Annotated in this window: 16 protein-coding genes; 1 reads left to right on the top strand and 15 read right to left on the bottom strand. The window is 70.1% G+C overall.

Annotated elements, in window-relative coordinates:
- The first annotated feature begins 100 nt into the window (after positions 1–100).
- Positions 101–1,519 (top strand): PLP-dependent aminotransferase family protein, encoded by a 1,419-nt coding sequence (locus tag OHA98_RS32535; protein WP_266931057.1) that lies wholly within the window; start codon positions 101–103, stop codon positions 1,517–1,519.
- 569 nt (positions 1,520–2,088) lie between these two features.
- Here OHA98_RS32535 and OHA98_RS32530 read toward each other — a convergent pair.
- The 15 genes from OHA98_RS32530 to OHA98_RS32460 form a co-directional block, all read right to left on the bottom strand.
- Entirely contained in the window at positions 2,089–2,727 is a 639-nt protein-coding gene (locus tag OHA98_RS32530) for a hypothetical protein (protein WP_266931055.1), read from the bottom strand.
- Positions 2,724–3,212, bottom strand: coding sequence for a hypothetical protein (locus OHA98_RS32525; RefSeq protein ID WP_266931054.1), 489 nt, complete (start codon positions 3,210–3,212; stop codon positions 2,724–2,726). Before OHA98_RS32525 ends, OHA98_RS32530 begins: the two co-directional genes overlap by 4 nt.
- A complete protein-coding gene (locus OHA98_RS32520) occupies positions 3,209–3,745 on the bottom strand; it encodes a hypothetical protein (RefSeq protein ID WP_266931053.1) in 537 nt (178 codons plus the stop codon). The genes OHA98_RS32525 and OHA98_RS32520 overlap by 4 nt, the downstream gene beginning before the upstream one ends.
- Positions 3,746–3,749: 4 nt before the next feature.
- Positions 3,750–3,974, bottom strand: a complete 225-nt coding sequence (locus OHA98_RS32515) for a hypothetical protein (protein WP_266931051.1) — start codon at positions 3,972–3,974, stop codon at positions 3,750–3,752.
- Positions 3,975–4,117: 143 nt separating this feature from the next.
- Positions 4,118–5,350 (bottom strand): helix-turn-helix domain-containing protein, encoded by a 1,233-nt coding sequence (locus OHA98_RS32510; protein ID WP_266931049.1) that lies wholly within the window; start codon positions 5,348–5,350, stop codon positions 4,118–4,120.
- Between the two features lie 193 nt (positions 5,351–5,543).
- On the bottom strand, positions 5,544–6,236 hold the full coding sequence (locus OHA98_RS32505; RefSeq protein ID WP_266931048.1) for a collagen-like protein: 693 nt from the start codon (positions 6,234–6,236) through the stop codon (positions 5,544–5,546).
- Entirely contained in the window at positions 6,233–6,565 is a 333-nt protein-coding gene (locus OHA98_RS32500; protein WP_266931046.1) for a hypothetical protein, read from the bottom strand. The genes OHA98_RS32505 and OHA98_RS32500 overlap by 4 nt, the downstream gene beginning before the upstream one ends.
- A 52-nt stretch (positions 6,566–6,617) precedes the next feature.
- Positions 6,618–6,938, bottom strand: coding sequence for a hypothetical protein (locus OHA98_RS32495; protein WP_266931044.1), 321 nt, complete (start codon positions 6,936–6,938; stop codon positions 6,618–6,620).
- Between the two features lie 57 nt (positions 6,939–6,995).
- Positions 6,996–7,772: a CHAP domain-containing protein gene (locus OHA98_RS32490; protein WP_266931042.1), complete on the bottom strand. Its 777-nt coding sequence runs from the start codon at positions 7,770–7,772 to the stop codon at positions 6,996–6,998.
- The gene (locus tag OHA98_RS32485) at positions 7,769–8,032 is read right to left on the bottom strand and encodes a hypothetical protein (RefSeq protein WP_266931040.1); all 264 of its coding nucleotides are present in this window, start codon (positions 8,030–8,032) and stop codon (positions 7,769–7,771) included. Before OHA98_RS32485 ends, OHA98_RS32490 begins: the two co-directional genes overlap by 4 nt.
- A gap of 78 nt (positions 8,033–8,110) precedes the next feature.
- The gene (locus OHA98_RS32480; protein ID WP_266931039.1) at positions 8,111–9,913 is read right to left on the bottom strand and encodes a right-handed parallel beta-helix repeat-containing protein; all 1,803 of its coding nucleotides are present in this window, start codon (positions 9,911–9,913) and stop codon (positions 8,111–8,113) included.
- 2 nt (positions 9,914–9,915) lie between these two features.
- Positions 9,916–10,857 carry a hypothetical protein gene (locus tag OHA98_RS32475; protein ID WP_266931037.1) on the bottom strand — a complete coding sequence of 314 codons (942 nt, stop codon included), beginning with the start codon at positions 10,855–10,857 and terminating at the stop codon, positions 9,916–9,918.
- Positions 10,858–10,869: 12 nt separating this feature from the next.
- Positions 10,870–12,030, bottom strand: a complete 1,161-nt coding sequence (locus tag OHA98_RS32470) for a siphovirus ReqiPepy6 Gp37-like family protein (RefSeq protein WP_266931035.1) — start codon at positions 12,028–12,030, stop codon at positions 10,870–10,872.
- Positions 12,031–12,052: 22 nt separating this feature from the next.
- Positions 12,053–13,033, bottom strand: a complete 981-nt coding sequence (locus tag OHA98_RS32465) for a phage tail protein (protein ID WP_266931033.1) — start codon at positions 13,031–13,033, stop codon at positions 12,053–12,055.
- The coding region (locus OHA98_RS32460) for a phage tail tape measure protein (RefSeq protein WP_266931031.1) at positions 13,034–16,366 on the bottom strand (3,333 nt) is incomplete at its 5' end. It abuts the gene before it with no gap.

Genomic DNA, 16,366 nt, shown 5'->3' with positions numbered 1-16,366 from the left:
TTCTCCTTCGAACGAACGGTCCCTCGATCCTGCGCGCGGCACCCGTGGGCGGCACACACCACTTGAGGGCAAGTGGCCTGAGGAGCGGGATGATGGGCGTATGGACCGGATTCCTCCCACCCGCCTGTCGCGTCTGCTCACCGGTTGGTCCAAAGGAGGTACGGGGGCGCTGCCGCGGTTGCTGGCCGACGCGCTGCGCGAACTGGCGCAGCGCGGGGACATCGCCCCCGGTACCGTGCTGCCCTCGCAGCGCGCCCTGGCGGCGGCGATCGGCGTCAGCCGCAGTACGGTGACGGCCGCCTACGGGATGCTGGAGGCCGAGGGCCGGCTGGAGAGCCGGCACGGCAGCGGGTCGCGGCTACGGGCGTCGGGGGCGGTGGGCGAACCGGCGACCGAAGGGCGCCTGGCCAGTTTCGGGACCAGGGACAGCGGCATCGACCTGTCCAGCGGGGCGCTGGACGGCCTGCCCGCGGTCGCGGCGGCGGTCGGCGCCCTGTCCGCCCAGGACCTCGGCCCCGCGCTGGCCGGTGACGGCTACCTTCCGTACGGGCTGCCGGAGCTGCGGGAGGCGATCGCCGGGTACCACCGCGCCGCCGGCCTGCCCACCTCCCCGGACCAGATCCTGGTCACCGCCGGGTCCCAGCAGGCCGTCTGGCTGATCACCCAGGGGCTGGTCGAGCCCGGGGACACGGTGGTCGTCGAGGACCCGACGTACCGCGGGGCGCTGGAGGCGCTGCGGTCCCGGGGCGCCCGCCTCGTCCCGCTCCCGGCCGCGTCCCCGCACGGCGACGGCCCGGCGGCGCTGGCCCGGCTGGCCGGCCGTGTCCGGCCGCGCCTGGTCTATCTGCAGCCGTCCGTGCACAACCCCACGGGCCGGGGGATGGACGAGCACACCCGGCTGCGCTGGGCGGCGGCGCTGGCCGAACACGGGGTGTACACGGTGGAGGACAACGCGTACGCGGAACTGACCCTGCGCCACGACGACGCCCCCGTCTCCCTCGCCCCGCGGCTGCCGGCCGACGCCACGGCGACGATCGGCACCCTGTCCAAGCTGTTCTGGGGCGGCCTGCGGGTGGGCTGGATCCGTGCCTCCGCCACCGTCGTCCACCGGCTGGCGGACATCAAGAAGTCCGTCGACCTGTCCTGCCCGGTGGTGGACCAGATGCTCGCCGTGCGCCTGCTCCGGCAGCTGCCCGAGGCCCGCGCCCACCGCCGCTCCCAGCTGCGCGACCGACTCGCGGAGACCGAACGCCTGCTCCTCGCCCACGCCCCCGGCTGGCGCTGGGAACGCCCGGCGGGCGGTTCCGCCCTCTGGGTGGAGATCCCGGGCGCGGACGCCGAGGCCACCGCCCAACTCGCCCGCCGCGCGGGTGTCCTCATCGTCCCCGGCCCGGCCTTCTCCGCGGTCGACGGCTTCCGCCACCATCTGCGCCTCCCGTTCGCCGACGGACACGGCAGCCTGGAGAAGGCCCTTCCGGTACTGGCCGAATGCGCGGAGCGGAGCGCGGGGCCGCGCTGACGTACGGAGCGGAGGGCGGGCCGTCGCCGACGTACGGGAGGGGACTGACAGGTTTCCTTGACGTCGCCACTACGGTGCGCTCGTTAGCGTGCCCCTGACGGCGAAAAGGCCCTCCGGGACGGAGGGCCTCATGGTGATGCGGGCAAATGCGCCCCCGGCAGGACTCGAACCTGCGGCCAAGCGCTTAGAAGGTGTGCGAGGTTTAGCGATGTGCTCACCTGCGTTTATGCAGGTCGCCTCAGACCACACTAAAGAAAGGCGCTTGGCCTGAGATTCTTTGGACTTTGACGCGATCCGAGCGGCTGAACGTAGCCCGCCCCGGTCGCCACTGTACGGGCGTCCGGGGCGGTCAGGGTGCGGCTCCGTGCTTTGGACGGAACGGGCCTCGCGCGTGAGGGACCTACCGCACCCGCATGGGGGCACCGGTTAACCATGGCTAACCGGTGCGTGAGGGTGATCCCCTGATCGTTGCATATGCCAAACACAGCGCAAAATTCGAACCTCGGTTCGAATGTTGAGCGGATCGCCCGGCGGGACGTCGGGGGAGCGTCGACCGCCGGGCGACCCTGTCATCGGGAGCGCGCGAGTTCGCGCTGCAGGTCGACGCGCGTGCAGCCGTGCAGGGAGCGCACGAGCTGCCCGGCGAGTACCCACCGTGCGGCCGCCGTGCCGTAGGCGACGACTTCCTTATTCGCGGTGCGCACCGGGTGCCCGAACGCCGACGACGACCAGATGCGCCCGTACACCGCGCACACCTCGCTGTTGCGGACGCGTAGGGCGACGCTGCTGTCGACGAGGTGCGGGCACTGCTCGACCGCCTTGCCCGCGCACGGCAGGCACAGCGGCGGGTGCGTCGTCATCAGGTTCTCGGGCCACCCGTTCCAATCGCCCCGGTTGTCCTCGACCACAAACAGCACGCCGCCGTTCCGGTCGCGATCAGCCGGCCGCCCGCACACCTGACACATGAGGTACTGCATCGCCACGCGCTGTCGCTCCGGGTGAACCTCGCCGTACCGCGGGCGGCCGGCGCCCTGCGCGAGGGCGCGGCCGTTCCACAGCACGCCGAATTGGTCGCGGTCCTCGGGCGCCTCGTCGACGAACGCGATACCGCCCCGCCCCGAGTACACAACCCTGCGCGTGTGCCGCTGCTCGCCGCTCCATGCCGCGATGAACGGGACGACGTCCGGCCGGGCCGGCGCCGCCTTCACGAGGCACCCCCGACGGCGCGACCCACGCGGGCGAGAGCGAAGAACAGGCGGCCGGCCTCGCGGGCGTGATTCCGGTACTCGTCGACCTCGGCGACCGTGGCGACTTGCGACAGCTCGTCGATCCCGACCGCGAGCAGCGCGGCGCCGCTCTGTTCGAGCCCGCGCACCCATCTGGGGTGCTGCACCTTGAGCGCGTAGCCGGTCCCAGGGAACCACAGCAGCGCCACGCCGCCGCGCAGGGTCAGCCGCACGCCGATGTCGGGTACCGGCTCGCCGGTCGGGACGGCGCCGAGCGACTGCGCCACCTGCCGCATGCTGGCCTCGACGGCAGCCGGGTCGACGTCGTCGAACTGCGGCGCCGAGTAGTTCAGCATCAGGCAGGGGATCGGCTCGCCGGCGGCGGTCTGTTCGAGCCACGTGCGCACGTTGACCGACATGAGCGTCGAGAGGGGCACAGCCTCGGCGACCGCGGCCTCGGCGGTCATCGTGTGCCGTCCATGGCCATGCTCGCGCTCGCGGACGCGTACGCCTCGTACAGCGCCATGCCGTCCGTGAGCGTCGTGCCCGGCGGCACGATCCACGAGCGGGCGTTCAGCGTGTGCGGGGCGACAACGGCGGGCGGCGGTACGGTCAGCAGCTCGCCCTCGGCGACGACGGTCGCGCCGTCCTGGTCCCACGCGGCGACCGAGCCGAGCGGCACGAGCACCTCGACGTACGCCTCGGTGTGCAGCACGGGCCCGACGTCGACGCCCGCAGTGCGCAGCGCCGTGACCGTACGCCACCCGTGCGACCGGTCCATGCGGACGACGTCCCATGCCTTGCCCGCGGGCAGTTCGGCGAGCTGCCCCTGATCCCACTTTGCGAGGGTCCGCGACACGCTCGCGCCGCTGTCCCTGATCCAGTCTACGGACACGAATCCGTCGAACCCGCCGGCCGCCTCGGCGAGGTTCGCTCGGCGGATGTGGTCCTGTGTGGTGCGTCCTGTCGGTGCGCTCTGCGGCAGCGCGTCATTCGTCATCACGTCACTCGCTCCGCTCGGGAGTAGTCGGGGGAATCGACTCGACGAGCAGTCGCCCGAGTTCGGCGTGCAGCATTTCGGCGTCGGCGTTCGTCAGCACGAGGTCGCCCTCGCCGACTCGGTCGCCGTCCTTGCCCACGGTGAGCGGGATCGCGATACGTCCGGCCGACGTACGCCGTAACGATCCGATGCGGTCGATGCGTACTCCCTGCGAGGGGTTCGCGGTCACGCCGACACTCCCTCGCCGAACTCGCTGAGTCGTCGTCATGACACGGACCGTAGAAGGGAAATGACGAGGCGACCCGGAAGAAAATTCCGGGTCGCCTTGTGTTCCGGGTGCATCAACTCCGGGCGGCCGAGCGCCCGTTCGAGCTACGCGAGCACGCCGACGTGCTCGGCGATGCGGTGCACGTCGCCGCGCATCTGCGGGCGCGGCCGCTTCAAGAGCGCCTGCACAGCCTCGCGCACGAGCGGAAAGTACCTGATCTCTTCCGGCGACGCTTCCATGATCTGTTTGAGCATGTAGAGCGTGCCGAAGTCGTCGCCGGTCAGCCGGTGCGAGTGCATGACCTCGACGAGGTACCGCGTCGTCCGTTCGAGCGGCAGCACGCCGCCGGGCTCGGGCACCTCGACGTCGTCGGCGAGGCGCAGCGCCTCGGCCGCGTCGCCTTCCTCGGCGGCGAGGTGCACGCCGTGCATGGCGACGTTGGTCGGGCCGAACGAGGTGTGAAAGTCGTTCCGGTCGACACCGAGCCGCCGCGCGACAGTGCTCGCCTGCGACAGCAGATCCCATGCCGTCGGCGCCTTGCTGTCCCGAATGGCGGCGATGACCGCGGCGAGGTGCAGCGCGCCGTACGCCGACAGGTGCTCGGGGGTGGCGTCGTCGCCCGGCCGGCAGTGCTCGATCGTCGTGCGCGCGAGGTCGAGCGAGTCGGCGACCTCGCCGCTCGACGTGAGGATGCCGCAGACGTTCCATGCCGAGGCGGCGATTAGGGCGGGGTCGCCCGTGCTGTCGGCGATCTGCATCGCCCGGTCGGCGGCGCGCAGCGACAGCTTGCGCTCGCCGACGCGCCGCAAGAACACTTGGTGCAGGTGCAGCAGCGAGACGAGCGCGCGGGTCGCGTCGAGTTCGGCCTCGCCGCTCGTGGCGCGCAGCGTGGCGTACGCCTCGGCGAGCAGTCCGGGCAGCATGCCGCCGACGGGCGCGTACCGCTCGGTCTCGGTCTCGTAGATGCCCCACGCCTCGACGACTCGCTCGGCGAGCTGCGGCGCGGTGTACGGGTCGCCGGGCAGCCCGAGCCCGAGGTGCGACGGCGGGGTGTTCAGCGCGCGCCGGATCGCGGGCACCGAGGGGTGCTCGGGTCCGCCGACGAGGCTTAGGTCGATCGCCGATCCGACGAGGTCGGCGACGTTGTCGAGGTTCAGCTCGCGGGCGATCCGGATGAGCATGGACAGGGAGTCGATACGGATGATGTTCCGCTCGACCTTGCTGAGCCAATCCTCGGACCGACCGACGAGACCGGCGAGGGCGGACTGCGGCTTGCCGACCTTGAGGCGGTAGTACCTGATCCGCTCCCCGGTCGTCATGACAGATGGATTGATCATGGATTCCCCTTGCTGGGCGTAGAGCACTCGCCAACCAGCGTACGACCGTGACGGGTTGATGCGCTTGGGTCATACTGGGAATCGCCCCTTCGGGGAGCACTCACCCGGCCCTCGCCGTGCACCGCGGCGGGGGCCGACAAACGCACAAAAGCGCCCCTGCCCGGCCGTTAGGCCAGACAGGGGCGCAGTGCTGTCATGCGGTGCGGCGGCGCTCGGCAGGCAGCCCGAGCAGCGTCGACGACGGGCTCGGCGACGGGTCGCTCGGCTGCGGGGCGCCGTCGCGTCTGCAGACGAGGGCGTCGGGATCCCATGACGGCGCCTGCAGGCTGTACCCGTCCGGGCACGTCTGCCCGTCGCGTCCGTCGGTTCCGTCCTCGCCGTCCTCGCCGTTCTGCCCGTCTTGCCCGGCCGGTCCGTCGGGACCGGGTGGGCCGGCGGGTCCAGTAGGACCGACCGGCCCCTGCGGACCGGTGACCGTGTCGCCGGGATCGCCCTGCGGTCCGGTTGCTCCGGGCGCCGGGGTGATCGTGGGCGCGGCCTTGCCGGGCTCGCCCTGCGGTCCGCGAGGACCGGCCGGACCGGGGATCGGTACCGGCACCTCGGCCCGCCGCGGTAGATCCTCGACCGCCCGAGCCGGGTCCGGCGCGGCTGGCGTCTTTCCCTCGGCCTTGATCTGCTCGCGCAGCACCCGCACGTCGCCGGCGAGCGTCGTCACCGCGTCGCCGCGCAGGTTCGCCTCGGCGATCGCCTCCCTACGGGCGGACGACTCGGCGTCGATGCGGAGCCACACGAGGACAACCGCACCCGACAGCACGAGCAGTACGGCGGCGACCGCGAGCGACCGCCAACGCTGCGCGAGGATCGGCTGAGCATGACGTCGCGTCACGTGGGTTGCCCTCCAAGCTCGACGATCCGGTCGCGTAGCTGTCTGTTCTCGCTCGTGAGCGCCGTGATCTGCCCCTGCAGCGCTGCTTTGTCGGCGCGCTCACTGGCGAGTTCGGCGTACGCCGCGGCGAGCTTCACATCGTTCTCGGAGATCTGCCGCGCGAGCTTGTCTCGCTCTTCCTGCAGGTTGTCGACGAGCGTCGAGTACCCGCCGAGCACGGCGCCGGACTGCGAGGCAGCGTTCGCCCCGCGGTGTCCGATCAGTGCAGCGGCGGCCGCCGCGAGCCCGACGACGATCACGCCGACCGCGCTGAGCGTCGCAGCGTCCACGCGCTACCTCCGGGTTGTGCAGTGGGGTGTGACCGGGGCCGTAAGGCCGGTGTCACCCGCTCGTCGAGTCGCCGCCGAGGTACCGCGCGCCGTCGACCGGTTCGAGCGCCTCGAACTTGGGATAGGCCGGCGGCCGCGCCCACCCGAGGAACACACCCGCGAGGTTCTGCAGGAACGTGCCCGACAGCCGCTCGCCGAGCAGTTCGAGCAGCCTGAACACGAGGTAGTACGCGATGCCGGCCGCGACGGTCACGGCGGCCGTGACGGTCGTCGAGTCGATGTCGAACCCGGCGCGTGCGACCAGGGCGAGCAGCAGCCCGACGAGGTACGGCACGGCGGTTCTCATGAACGAGACGAACAGGCCGGTAGACATGCCGGCCCCCTTTCAGTGGTGGGTGAGTGGTCGGCGGTTCCCGCCGTCCGGGGATGTTCAGGCGACGACGTCGAACCCGTGCGCCTTGCCGAGCCGCTTGAGCGACGTCACGCCGGGGATGCCGTCGGCGTCCTTGCCGCTGTAGCCGTATCGGTGCTGCAGCAGCGCGTACGCGCTGTGCGTGGCTGTGCCGGCGTGCCCGTCGGCGTACTGCTTCGCGAGCAGCCTCTCGGCAACGAGGGCATCCTCGACGACCTCGACGAGCGCGTACGAGACCGGTGTTCCTGCCCTCGGCGGGTCCGCCTTGAACGCCTTGACCAGCTTCGCGAGGGACACCTGCGGGCGCTTCGAGCCCGAGCTGCCGCTCGCGTTCGCGGGCGCCGCCTTGTACTTGGGCCGGCCGTACCCGGCGATGTCCGCCTCGGTGCGCACGCGGCGGGCGCAGATGTTCGCGGTGTTGCCCTCGATCGTGTAGACGAGGCTGCCCGACACCGAGGTCACGATGCCGACGTGATCGATCTTCCCGATCTCGTTCGTGCCCGACCAGTCGAAGAACACGATGTCACCGCGCTTGATCCCCTTCGTACCGGCGTGCCACTGACCGGCCGCCTTGAAGCGGGCGGCGTGCGCCACGGTGTACGCGTAGTCGGTGCCGAAGCACACCGACTCGTACTCGCCCGCCTCGACGGCGGCGCGGGTGATCGTGGCGTTGCACCATGGGAAGTTGTAGGCGTACGCCGAGCCGTTGCGCTCGCGGTACCACGTCTGTATCGCGTTCGGCTCGCGGGTGCCGATCCACCGCTCGACCGCCTTGATCATGCTGTCAACGCTCATGCGGACGCGCCCCCCTTCGCGGTGTCGCCGTCGGTGGGCGCGTCCTGGTCGGCGACGTCCTCGGCCGGCTCGTCGGCTGCCTCGTCGACGCCGGTCTCGGGCCCGGTGTAGAACCCGGCCATGTCCGGGGCGCCGTGCACCTGCGCGAGCAGCGCGGCCTCGTCGTCGACGGTCGGCCCGTTCCCGGTGCGCACGAGGTGCAGCGCCTGTTCGTCCTGGTCGCCGAGCCGCTCGGGGATCGGCCTTTCTGTGTCACCCATGGGTGAGCCCCTTTCCGGGCATGAAAAGAGCCCCTGCCGTGTCGGCGAGGGGCGAGCGTGAGGTGCGGCGGCGTCGGGTTACGCGGGCTCGAACAGCACCCACGCCACGACGGACGTTTCGGTGTTGCTGCTCGACGTGATCGTGAAACCGACGCCGGGGTTCTTCGTGACCGACAGGTGCCCGAGGGCGCCGCCTGCCGCCTGCCGGAACGGCAGGACGCGGGTGTTCGCGGTGATCGAGGTGTTCGCCACGGTGACCGCGCCTGCGGCGAGCGTGGCGACGTTCATGCGGGCGTTCGCGCCCTCCTTGATCGCCACGCCGCCGCCGGCCGAGCCGAGGTTCAACGCCTTCGCGGTACCGTCCCAGATGTTCCACTGTCCGCCGGACTGCCCGGACGACGCAGCGAGGTACCCGCCGACGTTCAGGTTCCCGGCGACGTCGGTCGGGCCGGCGAACGCGTCGACCGGCGTCGCCGTCGGGCCGGTCCGCTCGGCGATGTTGAGCCCGCGGCGCAGCGTGCCGTTCCCGCCGCCGTCCGACCATCCCGTCGTGTTCGCGTGCAGGAACCCGGACGCGACGGACACGTACGCCGAATCCTCGACGCGCACCCCGTACTGCGGTGAGGCTGCCTGCGTACCGTCGTCGTCGACTCCGGGGTAACACGTGATCATGCCGACGATCACGGGCACCTCGGCGCCGTCGACCTTGAGCCCGGCGTACCCGCCGCCGCCTGCGCCGTTGTTGCGGCCGTCGCGGCGAGTCAACAGGTTCTCGATCTGCAGCGGCGGGTTCCCGACCGCGTCGACCAACACCCCGTTCTGTCCGTTGCGGTCCGTCGAGCAGCCCGACAGCAGCATCCCGCCCGAGCCGGTGCCGGTCGCCCAATCGCCGGTCAGGTGATAGCCGTTGCTCACGTTCCACTCGGCGCGACAGCCGATCGCGTGCGAGTTCGCCGCGTTGTCGATCTCGAACCCGTTCGCCCCGTTGCCGATCGCCTGACAGTCGATCAAGGTGAGGTCGGTCATCACCTGCATGGCGAACCCGTGCCACCCGCAGTTGTCGATCATGACCCGGTGACAGCGCCAACTGTACGGATGGAACCCGGCGTTGTACTCGGTGTGCACGCCGGCGCCGGAGACCCGCCGAACGGTGACGTCACGCAACCCCACGTTCTGGATGTTGCCCGCGGCCCGGATGCCGTCGAGGCCCGGTGCCACCACGCCCGATCCGTCGATCATCAAGTTCAAGATCCGGTGCTCGGCGCTGATCGTCGAATACCCGCCCGTCGCGGCGTCGACGAGCGAGATCACTGCGTTGCCCTCGAACGACGGCAGGGGCTTGATGTAGCACGGCGGGTCGGTCAGACCGGGCACAGTCATGAGGTTCGTGTGCGTGCCCTGCAGGGTGACCGCGGGCGGGATCGTGAGCGGCTCACTCGTCCGGTAGGCGCCGGCCGGCAGGTACACGATGCCGCCCATCGGCGCCGCGGCGAGCGCTGCCTGAATCGCGGCGGTGTCGTCCGCGGCGTTGTCGCCGATCGCGCCGAAGTCGCGGACGTTCAGCCAGTCCCGGACCGAGCCGGCCGCCGCCTCGGCGGTGCCGACGTTGTGCGCCTCGATCCACGCGCGCGAGCTGCCGCCTGCGTCGGCCCACATGCCCTCGACGCCGTCGGGCCCGAAGAACCGAGGCAGGAACCCGTACTCGTCGGTCGTGACCGTCGTGATCGGCGTGCTGCCTGCGTCGAGCAGATCGGCGTACGGCGTGCCGCCGGTCGACTGGTCGTAGAAGGTGACGACCGAGCCGGCGGCGACACCCCACAGACCGTCGGACGGGCGCACGACAAAGTCGCCGATGCCTGCGCCGAACTCGTGGCGAGCCATGATCAGTCCACCACCCAACTAATGCCGGATCCGGGGAGCACGTATTCACCCTTCGCGATGCTTGGATGCTGCGACAGCCACACTTGACCGGGGCGGTCCGTGGCAGCCGAGTAGATGGTCAGTCGGCTGATCTCGACGCCGGTCGTGTAGCAAATGGCGTACTGGTCGCGGTTGGGGTGCCGGTAGGCGGCCGGGATCAGCACGGGCAGTCGGGACTCGTCGCCGCCCGCGAGGGTGCCGGCCGCGCGCTGGAAGCTGCCGAGGCGCAAGTGCACGTTGCCGTTGCGCTTCTGCAGCACGCTCTCGGTGCCGATGGTCCACGCGGACAGCGGGGAATTGACGCCGATCACGCCCGAGTCGTCGAACAAGCCGGCCCAAGAGTCGCCGGTCCACACCCGCACGCGCCCGGTGTTCGTCTCGAAACACATCTCGCCGGGCGCCGGGTTCGGGTTGCGGGTCGTCGAGGTGCACGGCCGGATGCGGACACCGACGTACAGCTCGTTGCGGGCGACAGTGACCGAGTTCGCCCCGGACACGAGGTTGACGTTCGCGAGTGGCACCTCGTACAGGCCCGTGTCGCCCGTGTTCTGCGTGAGGGCGGGGGCGCCGCCGCCGGGGGCGCCCGCCTTGACGACGGCGCGCACGGTCCAGTCGGACCGGTCCAGCCGCAGCACGACCCGGTCGACTCTCGTCGATCCGCTGCTGTTCGCGGTGACCGGCAGGTTCAGCGTTGACGTGCCGGACGTCCACGCGTGCCCGCGCACCGAGGCGTAGACGTTGGCGCGCAGGTTCACAGACAGGCCGGTACCGGGGGTCACGACGGCGGCGTCGCCGGGTTCGCCGTACACGCCGTCGCCGCTGAATCGGGCGGCGATCTTCTCGTACTCGGTGTCAGTGACCGCCCTGTCGTTGTGGGCCGGACTCGGCCATGAGTCTTGAGCCACGCGGAAGCCTCCTTATCGGGTTTCGAGCCGGCCGAGTCGGCGGCCGAGCGTGCGCAGGGCTTTGACCATCGCGGGATCGGTCGTCGCTTCCGGCGAGCCGATAAGCGTCGTGACGTACTCGCCCGAGTTGGGGGTCGCCTGCAGGTGGATGGAGCGCACAAGGTTCGCGATCTCGACGCCGTACGGAAGAGCGACGGTGACCCTGTCGCCGAGATCGAAGTCGCGGCCGGCCTTGAGATCCTCGGTGTCAACGGTGACCGTGGCGAGTTCGACCGGGGCGGCGCCGCCGGCGATCTCTTCCTTACCGGCCTGCGTCAGTTCGCCGTTCGTGTCGTTCTCCGCCGAGCCGTCGACGTACTTCTCTACGCGCCACCAGGACGCAGCCGCCGCAGCGTCGGCGGCCTGTACGTACACGCGCCCCGTCGTGCCGGTCTCCGGTTCTGTACCGGCGATCAGCGCGTGCGTGACGTCCGGCGCGGACTGCTTCACTTGGATCGAGCGCAGGTTGCCCAGACCGATACTGAACCGCGCCGTCGCCGTCAGATCGCGCGGCTGATAGCAGCCGAACAGAATCTGCGTCGCCGACTGCCGCGTGCGAAACCCGATCGCGCCGCCGTCGACGGCGATGCGCCTGCAGGTGTCGAGCAGCGCCTCGAACCGCGTCTTGACGGTCGTCGAGGTGCCCACGCCGGCGACGCTGTCGAGCGCGAAGTTCGCGATGCGCCGCTCGGCGCGGGCGCCCGGCCCGCAGTTCTCATTGACCAGGGCCCGAATGATCGTCTCGGCGTTCGTACTGGCGATCTGCCGGTACGTGTTCGCGAGCTGCGCCGTCCACGCGTTCGCCGGGGTTGGCCACGTGATGTAACCGGCCACGATGGCGAGGTCATCGGAGAAACTGACAGTGACCCGCCCCGATCCTGGCGACTCGGTGACCGACCACGAGAAATCGGCCGGGATCTCAAGCGGGCCGGCCATCCACACCGCGCCGTCCCGGATGAGCACGAGCCGGTTGCCGGGCTGCAGTTGCGCCATGACGTCCGGCCGCGCGGGCAAGTCGACGCTGCCCGAGCCGGGCTCGTTGAACTTCTTCGTCGCGTCGAGGTTCGTCCAGCCGTCGAGCGGGTCGCCCTGCACGTCGAGGTTCTTGTCGGTGATGAGCAGTTGCACGGCCACCGGTTCCGCCGCTCCCTTCGGTTCAGGCTGTCTCGTACCTCGGGTTGAACCGCAGATCGACGGCGCTGCCGGGGCCCGAGCCGTTCAACAGGAACGTGACCGGGTTCTTGCCGGGGGCGAGCCCCCACAGAACGGCGCTCGGCCAGTCGAGCGCGCCGACCCAGTTCGAACCGTCCTGGTAGCGCACGGTCGGCGGGTCCGTGGAGATCGTGACTTGCTGGCCGGCGAGTAGGTTGCCGTGCCCGACCGCCGTCGGGTCGACCGAGAACGACTCGCCGGTGCCCTCGTGCGTGAACGTGATCAGGCTCGCGGGACCGGTGACGGTCCACTTCGGCCACACGATCACGTCGCCGGGGTTCGTGACCTCGGTCGCGCCGAGCACCTGCGACGACGAGATCGTCGGGTATGGCGTGAAGAACGAACTCAGGCTGCCGGTTTCCCGGTGCACGGCGACCTCGACCGGGTCGACCCAGTACGGGTCTTCACACCACAGCGAGATCGCTGCGGCGTCCGAGACGATCCCGGACCCCTTCGAGCCGCGACCCTCGAACCCCTCGCGGTAGTAGACCGCGATCCGCCGCCGCGTGCCGTCCGGCCGGGCGATCTCCAACCATCCGGGCGTGCGCGTGCCGTCCGGCCCTTCGCGCAGGGTGCGCGTGAACGCGGTTGCGAGCGCCCGCCATCGACCGATGAACTCGACGTGCGTCTCGCCGTAGACGTACAGCGGCCACACGATCGCCCTCGGCTGCGCACTGGCGTACCGCAGCCGTGCGCCGCCCCGCGGGTGCGCGTCGGTGGTCAATTCGTACGGCGTCGCGCCGAGCCCGGACACGCCGTCGGCGAGCGTGAACCATCCGGCCGCCTCGTCGTTCAGCGGCCATACCTTGCCAGTCGGGTCGGTGTACGTGGCTGTCGCGAACCCGATCTCGGGCAGGGGGACCGGCGTACTGCCGCCCCCGCCCGTATCGGGCGGGGTGACTACCGGTGCGGTGATCAGCGGCATTTACCGTGGCCTCCCCACCCGAGCGAGCGCATCCTGTCGCCGCTGCAGCAGCTCCAGATCGCGCACGGTCATGTCGAGCGTGCGCGGATAGATGTTGTACGTGTGGCCCGCGTCGACGGTCGGCTGCCCGCCGCCGGACGGCAGCGCCGCCCGTACCGCCGCGGCGGCCGGTACCGGCTGCTGCAGGCTCCGGGCCATGGTCCGCACCATCGCGGCGCCGACCGCGCCGATCGACGAGTCGTGATCGAGCACGGTCTGCCCGCCGCCGAACTGCAGCAGCTCGGGCCCGTTCTCGCCGACCCATGCGACCTCGCCCGGCCGGGGCCGACCGCCGCCTGCGTACCCGCCTGCACGGTTGTACGCCGAGGCGAGCGAGCCGTACCTCGACAGCGCGTACCGCATCGAGGCGTACACGTTGGCGAGCGGATCCCACACGCCGCGGCCGCGCAGCTTCCCGGCGTACGCGTTGAACGTCGGGTCGATGACCTGCATCAGACCCTTCGAGGGCACGCCGTTCTTGGCATTGATGTCCCAATTGTTGATCGCGCGCGGGTTACCGCCGCTCTCTTGGTTCATCCGGCGCAGGGTGATCCCGAGCAGGCTCGACGGTTGCCCGACGAGCTTGAGCGCCTGCAGCACGACCGACGACCAGCGCTTGACGCCCGAGCCGCCGATGTCTCCCGACGAGCCGCCGAACATGCTCGTCGCGGCGTTGACGACCTTGTCTTTCAGGCTCGACAGCATCTTGATCGGCACCTTGCCGATCATCTGCGCGACCCTGCTCTGCCCGATCTTCGCGATCTTGTCGCGGATGAACTTGGTTGCCTTCTCCCACAGCTTGCCGGGGTTCGACAGGAAGTCGACGCCGTCCATCACGACGCCGCCGACCTTCTTCGCCTTGTCGACCGTCCAGTCGACCGCCGACCCGCCCCAACCCTTGAGCGTGTCGACGACGCCGCCGCCGGCGAACTTCTGTACCGGCAGCTCGCCGGTTTGGTTGATGTAGTTCAGGGCGCCGAACCCGATCTTGCGGGCGGACGACCGCTTGACGACGAACTCGTCGGCCATCATCAGCGCCGGGATCGAGTCCCTACCGGGAACGCCGCCGTGAGTGCGGCCGCCCTCGGCGAGCAGCTTCGGAGCGGCCGGCAGCTTGCCGAGACCGACAAAACCGGCGACCTTATCCCAGACCGCTTTAATGCCCTTCGTATACACCCATTCAATTACAAAGTTGACGGGTGTTTTCGTGAGCGACTTGATCTTGCCGAACGCCGTGCCGATCGCGTCCTTAGCCTTGCCGAACGCGTCGCCGACCAGCCGTACGGCGCTCTTGATCCTGTCGAACTGCGGCTTGAGCGCGTTGTTATACAGCCACGAGGCGACCGAACTGATCCCCTCGAACGCCGGCTTGATCGCGTTCTTCCACAGCCACGTGCCGACCGAACCGACCGCGCGCAGTCCTGTCTTGACGTACTCGAAATAGACCTTGACGCCGCTCCACCACCACGAGGCGAGCGTCACGATCCCGCGGAACGCCGGCGCGATCGCCTTGTTCCACAGCCACGAGGCGGCGGCGCCGAGGGCGGACAGACCGGCCTTGACGAACCCGAAATAGACCTTGACGCCGGCCCACCACCACGAGGCGAGCGCGACGATCCCTCGGAACGCCGGGCCGATCGCGTTGTTCCACAGCCACCCGGCGATCGCGCCGAGCGCCTTGAACGCGATCACGAGCGGCGCAATCACGATGACGGCGAGGACGGTGAACAGCACCTTGCCCGCGGTCGCGATCGCCGAGAAAACCGGCGACAGGACCGTCGACCACAGCCACACCGCGGCCGTGCCGATCGCCTGCAGTCCGATCTTGAGGTACTCGAACCCTGGCTTGAGTGCCCCGTTCCACAGCAGATCCCAGCCGGCTTTTATCCCGGCCCACGCCGCCTGTACCGCGGTCCGGAACCAAGTCACCTTGTTGTACGCGACGATCGCGGCGGCGACGAGTGCCAGGATCCCGACGACGATCAGACCGACGGGGTTCGCCGACATGACCGCGTTCAAGATGCCCTGCGCCACGGCCCACCCGCGGGTGACCGCGGTCACCGCGAGGATCACGCCGCGATAGATCGAGAACGCGGCAGTCATGCCCCACGTGGCGATCGTCGAGGCGCCGGCCACGACGGCGACGCCGCCGATCGCGACGCCGAGCGGGATGAGCCACGCGCCGTATTCCTTGACCCACTGCACGCCGCCGGCGAACGCGTCGCCGACACCCTTCGCGGCGGGCACGAGGACGCTCACGAGGGCGCCGCCGACCTTCTGTGCGGGCGGCAGCACGTACGTGTTCAGGAACTGCCCGAACGTCTTGAGCGCGGGCAGCGCGTACTTGTCCGCGAAGTTGGCGAGCCCCTGCAGCGCCTGCCGCTTGAACACCTCGATCTGATTCGCGGCGGTGTTGTGCAGGGTCTTGCCCATCTTGTCGGCCGCGCCGCCGACCTTGCCGAGCCCGTCGGCCGCCTTGCTCGGGTCGAGCGCGAACAACGCCTGCCCGAGATCCTCGCTCTGCGTTCCGAAGAGCGCGACCGCCGCCTGCGACTGCAGAACCGGATCCTTGATCCCGCGCAGCCGGTCGAGGGTGAGGTCGAGCACGCCGTTCGCGGACTTGCCACCCTTGGCGAACTTCGCCGCCATGTCGTCGGCGTTGAGCCCGAGCATCTTGAACCCGGCCGCCGACGTCTTGCTGCCGTCGACCGCCCGGATCGAGAACTCTTTGATGCTGTCGGCGACGAGGTCGCCGTCGCGGGCACCCGCCTGCAACCCCTGATTGATCAGACCGATCGCGGTCGAGCCCGACAGACCAGCCTTGCGCCATTGCGTCGAGTACTCGTTGACCGTGTCGATCAGGTCGCCGGCCTTATCGGCGCCTGACTGGAACCCGGCCGTGAGCAGATCGAATCCGGCTTTACCGTCCTTGACGAGCCCGGTCCGGATGAGCTGCCCGACCGCCTTTGTCGACTCGCCGACATCGGCGTCGAACGTCTCGGCGAGGTTCAGCGCCGCCTTGCTGAGCCCGGCGATTTCCTTCTTCGGGGCGTTGATCGAGGCGACGCCGTTCTGCGCGAGCGCCTTGAGCGAGTCGTTTACCTGGTCGATCGACTCGCCGTACCCCTTGGAGTAGACCGAGCCCGCGATCTTCCCGGCGCGCGCCGACTCCTTCTCGGTGAGCCCGAGCTGCGCGCCCAACTTCGCGTTGCTCTTGTCCTGCTCGACCGCCTCGGCGAACCCGGCGGCGAACAGCACGCCCGCCCCGGCGGCGACGCCGACGACGCCCTTCTT

It is taken from the genome of Streptomyces sp. NBC_00654 (assembly GCF_026341775.1).
Taxonomy (GTDB): domain Bacteria; phylum Actinomycetota; class Actinomycetes; order Streptomycetales; family Streptomycetaceae; genus Streptomyces.
Note: the sequence above shows the minus strand (reverse complement) of the source record. Positions and strands in the feature narration are given on the sequence as shown.

Excerpts from the sequence above, each read along its gene's own strand:
- OHA98_RS32485 (WP_266931040.1), bottom strand. The coding sequence starts at position 8,032 with ATGGGTGACACAGAAAGGCCGATCCCCGAGCGGCTCGGCGACCAGGAC.
- OHA98_RS32520 (WP_266931053.1), bottom strand. The coding sequence starts at position 3,745 with ATGACGAATGACGCGCTGCCGCAGAGCGCACCGACAGGACGCACCACA.
- OHA98_RS32495 (WP_266931044.1), bottom strand. The coding sequence starts at position 6,938 with ATGTCTACCGGCCTGTTCGTCTCGTTCATGAGAACCGCCGTGCCGTAC.
- OHA98_RS32465 (WP_266931033.1), bottom strand. The coding sequence starts at position 13,033 with ATGCCGCTGATCACCGCACCGGTAGTCACCCCGCCCGATACGGGCGGG.
- OHA98_RS32535 (WP_266931057.1), top strand. The coding sequence starts at position 101 with ATGGACCGGATTCCTCCCACCCGCCTGTCGCGTCTGCTCACCGGTTGG.
- OHA98_RS32480 (WP_266931039.1), bottom strand. The coding sequence starts at position 9,913 with ATGGCTCGCCACGAGTTCGGCGCAGGCATCGGCGACTTTGTCGTGCGC.
- OHA98_RS32490 (WP_266931042.1), bottom strand. The coding sequence starts at position 7,772 with ATGAGCGTTGACAGCATGATCAAGGCGGTCGAGCGGTGGATCGGCACC.
- OHA98_RS32525 (WP_266931054.1), bottom strand. The coding sequence starts at position 3,212 with ATGACCGCCGAGGCCGCGGTCGCCGAGGCTGTGCCCCTCTCGACGCTC.
- OHA98_RS32510 (WP_266931049.1), bottom strand. The coding sequence starts at position 5,350 with ATGATCAATCCATCTGTCATGACGACCGGGGAGCGGATCAGGTACTAC.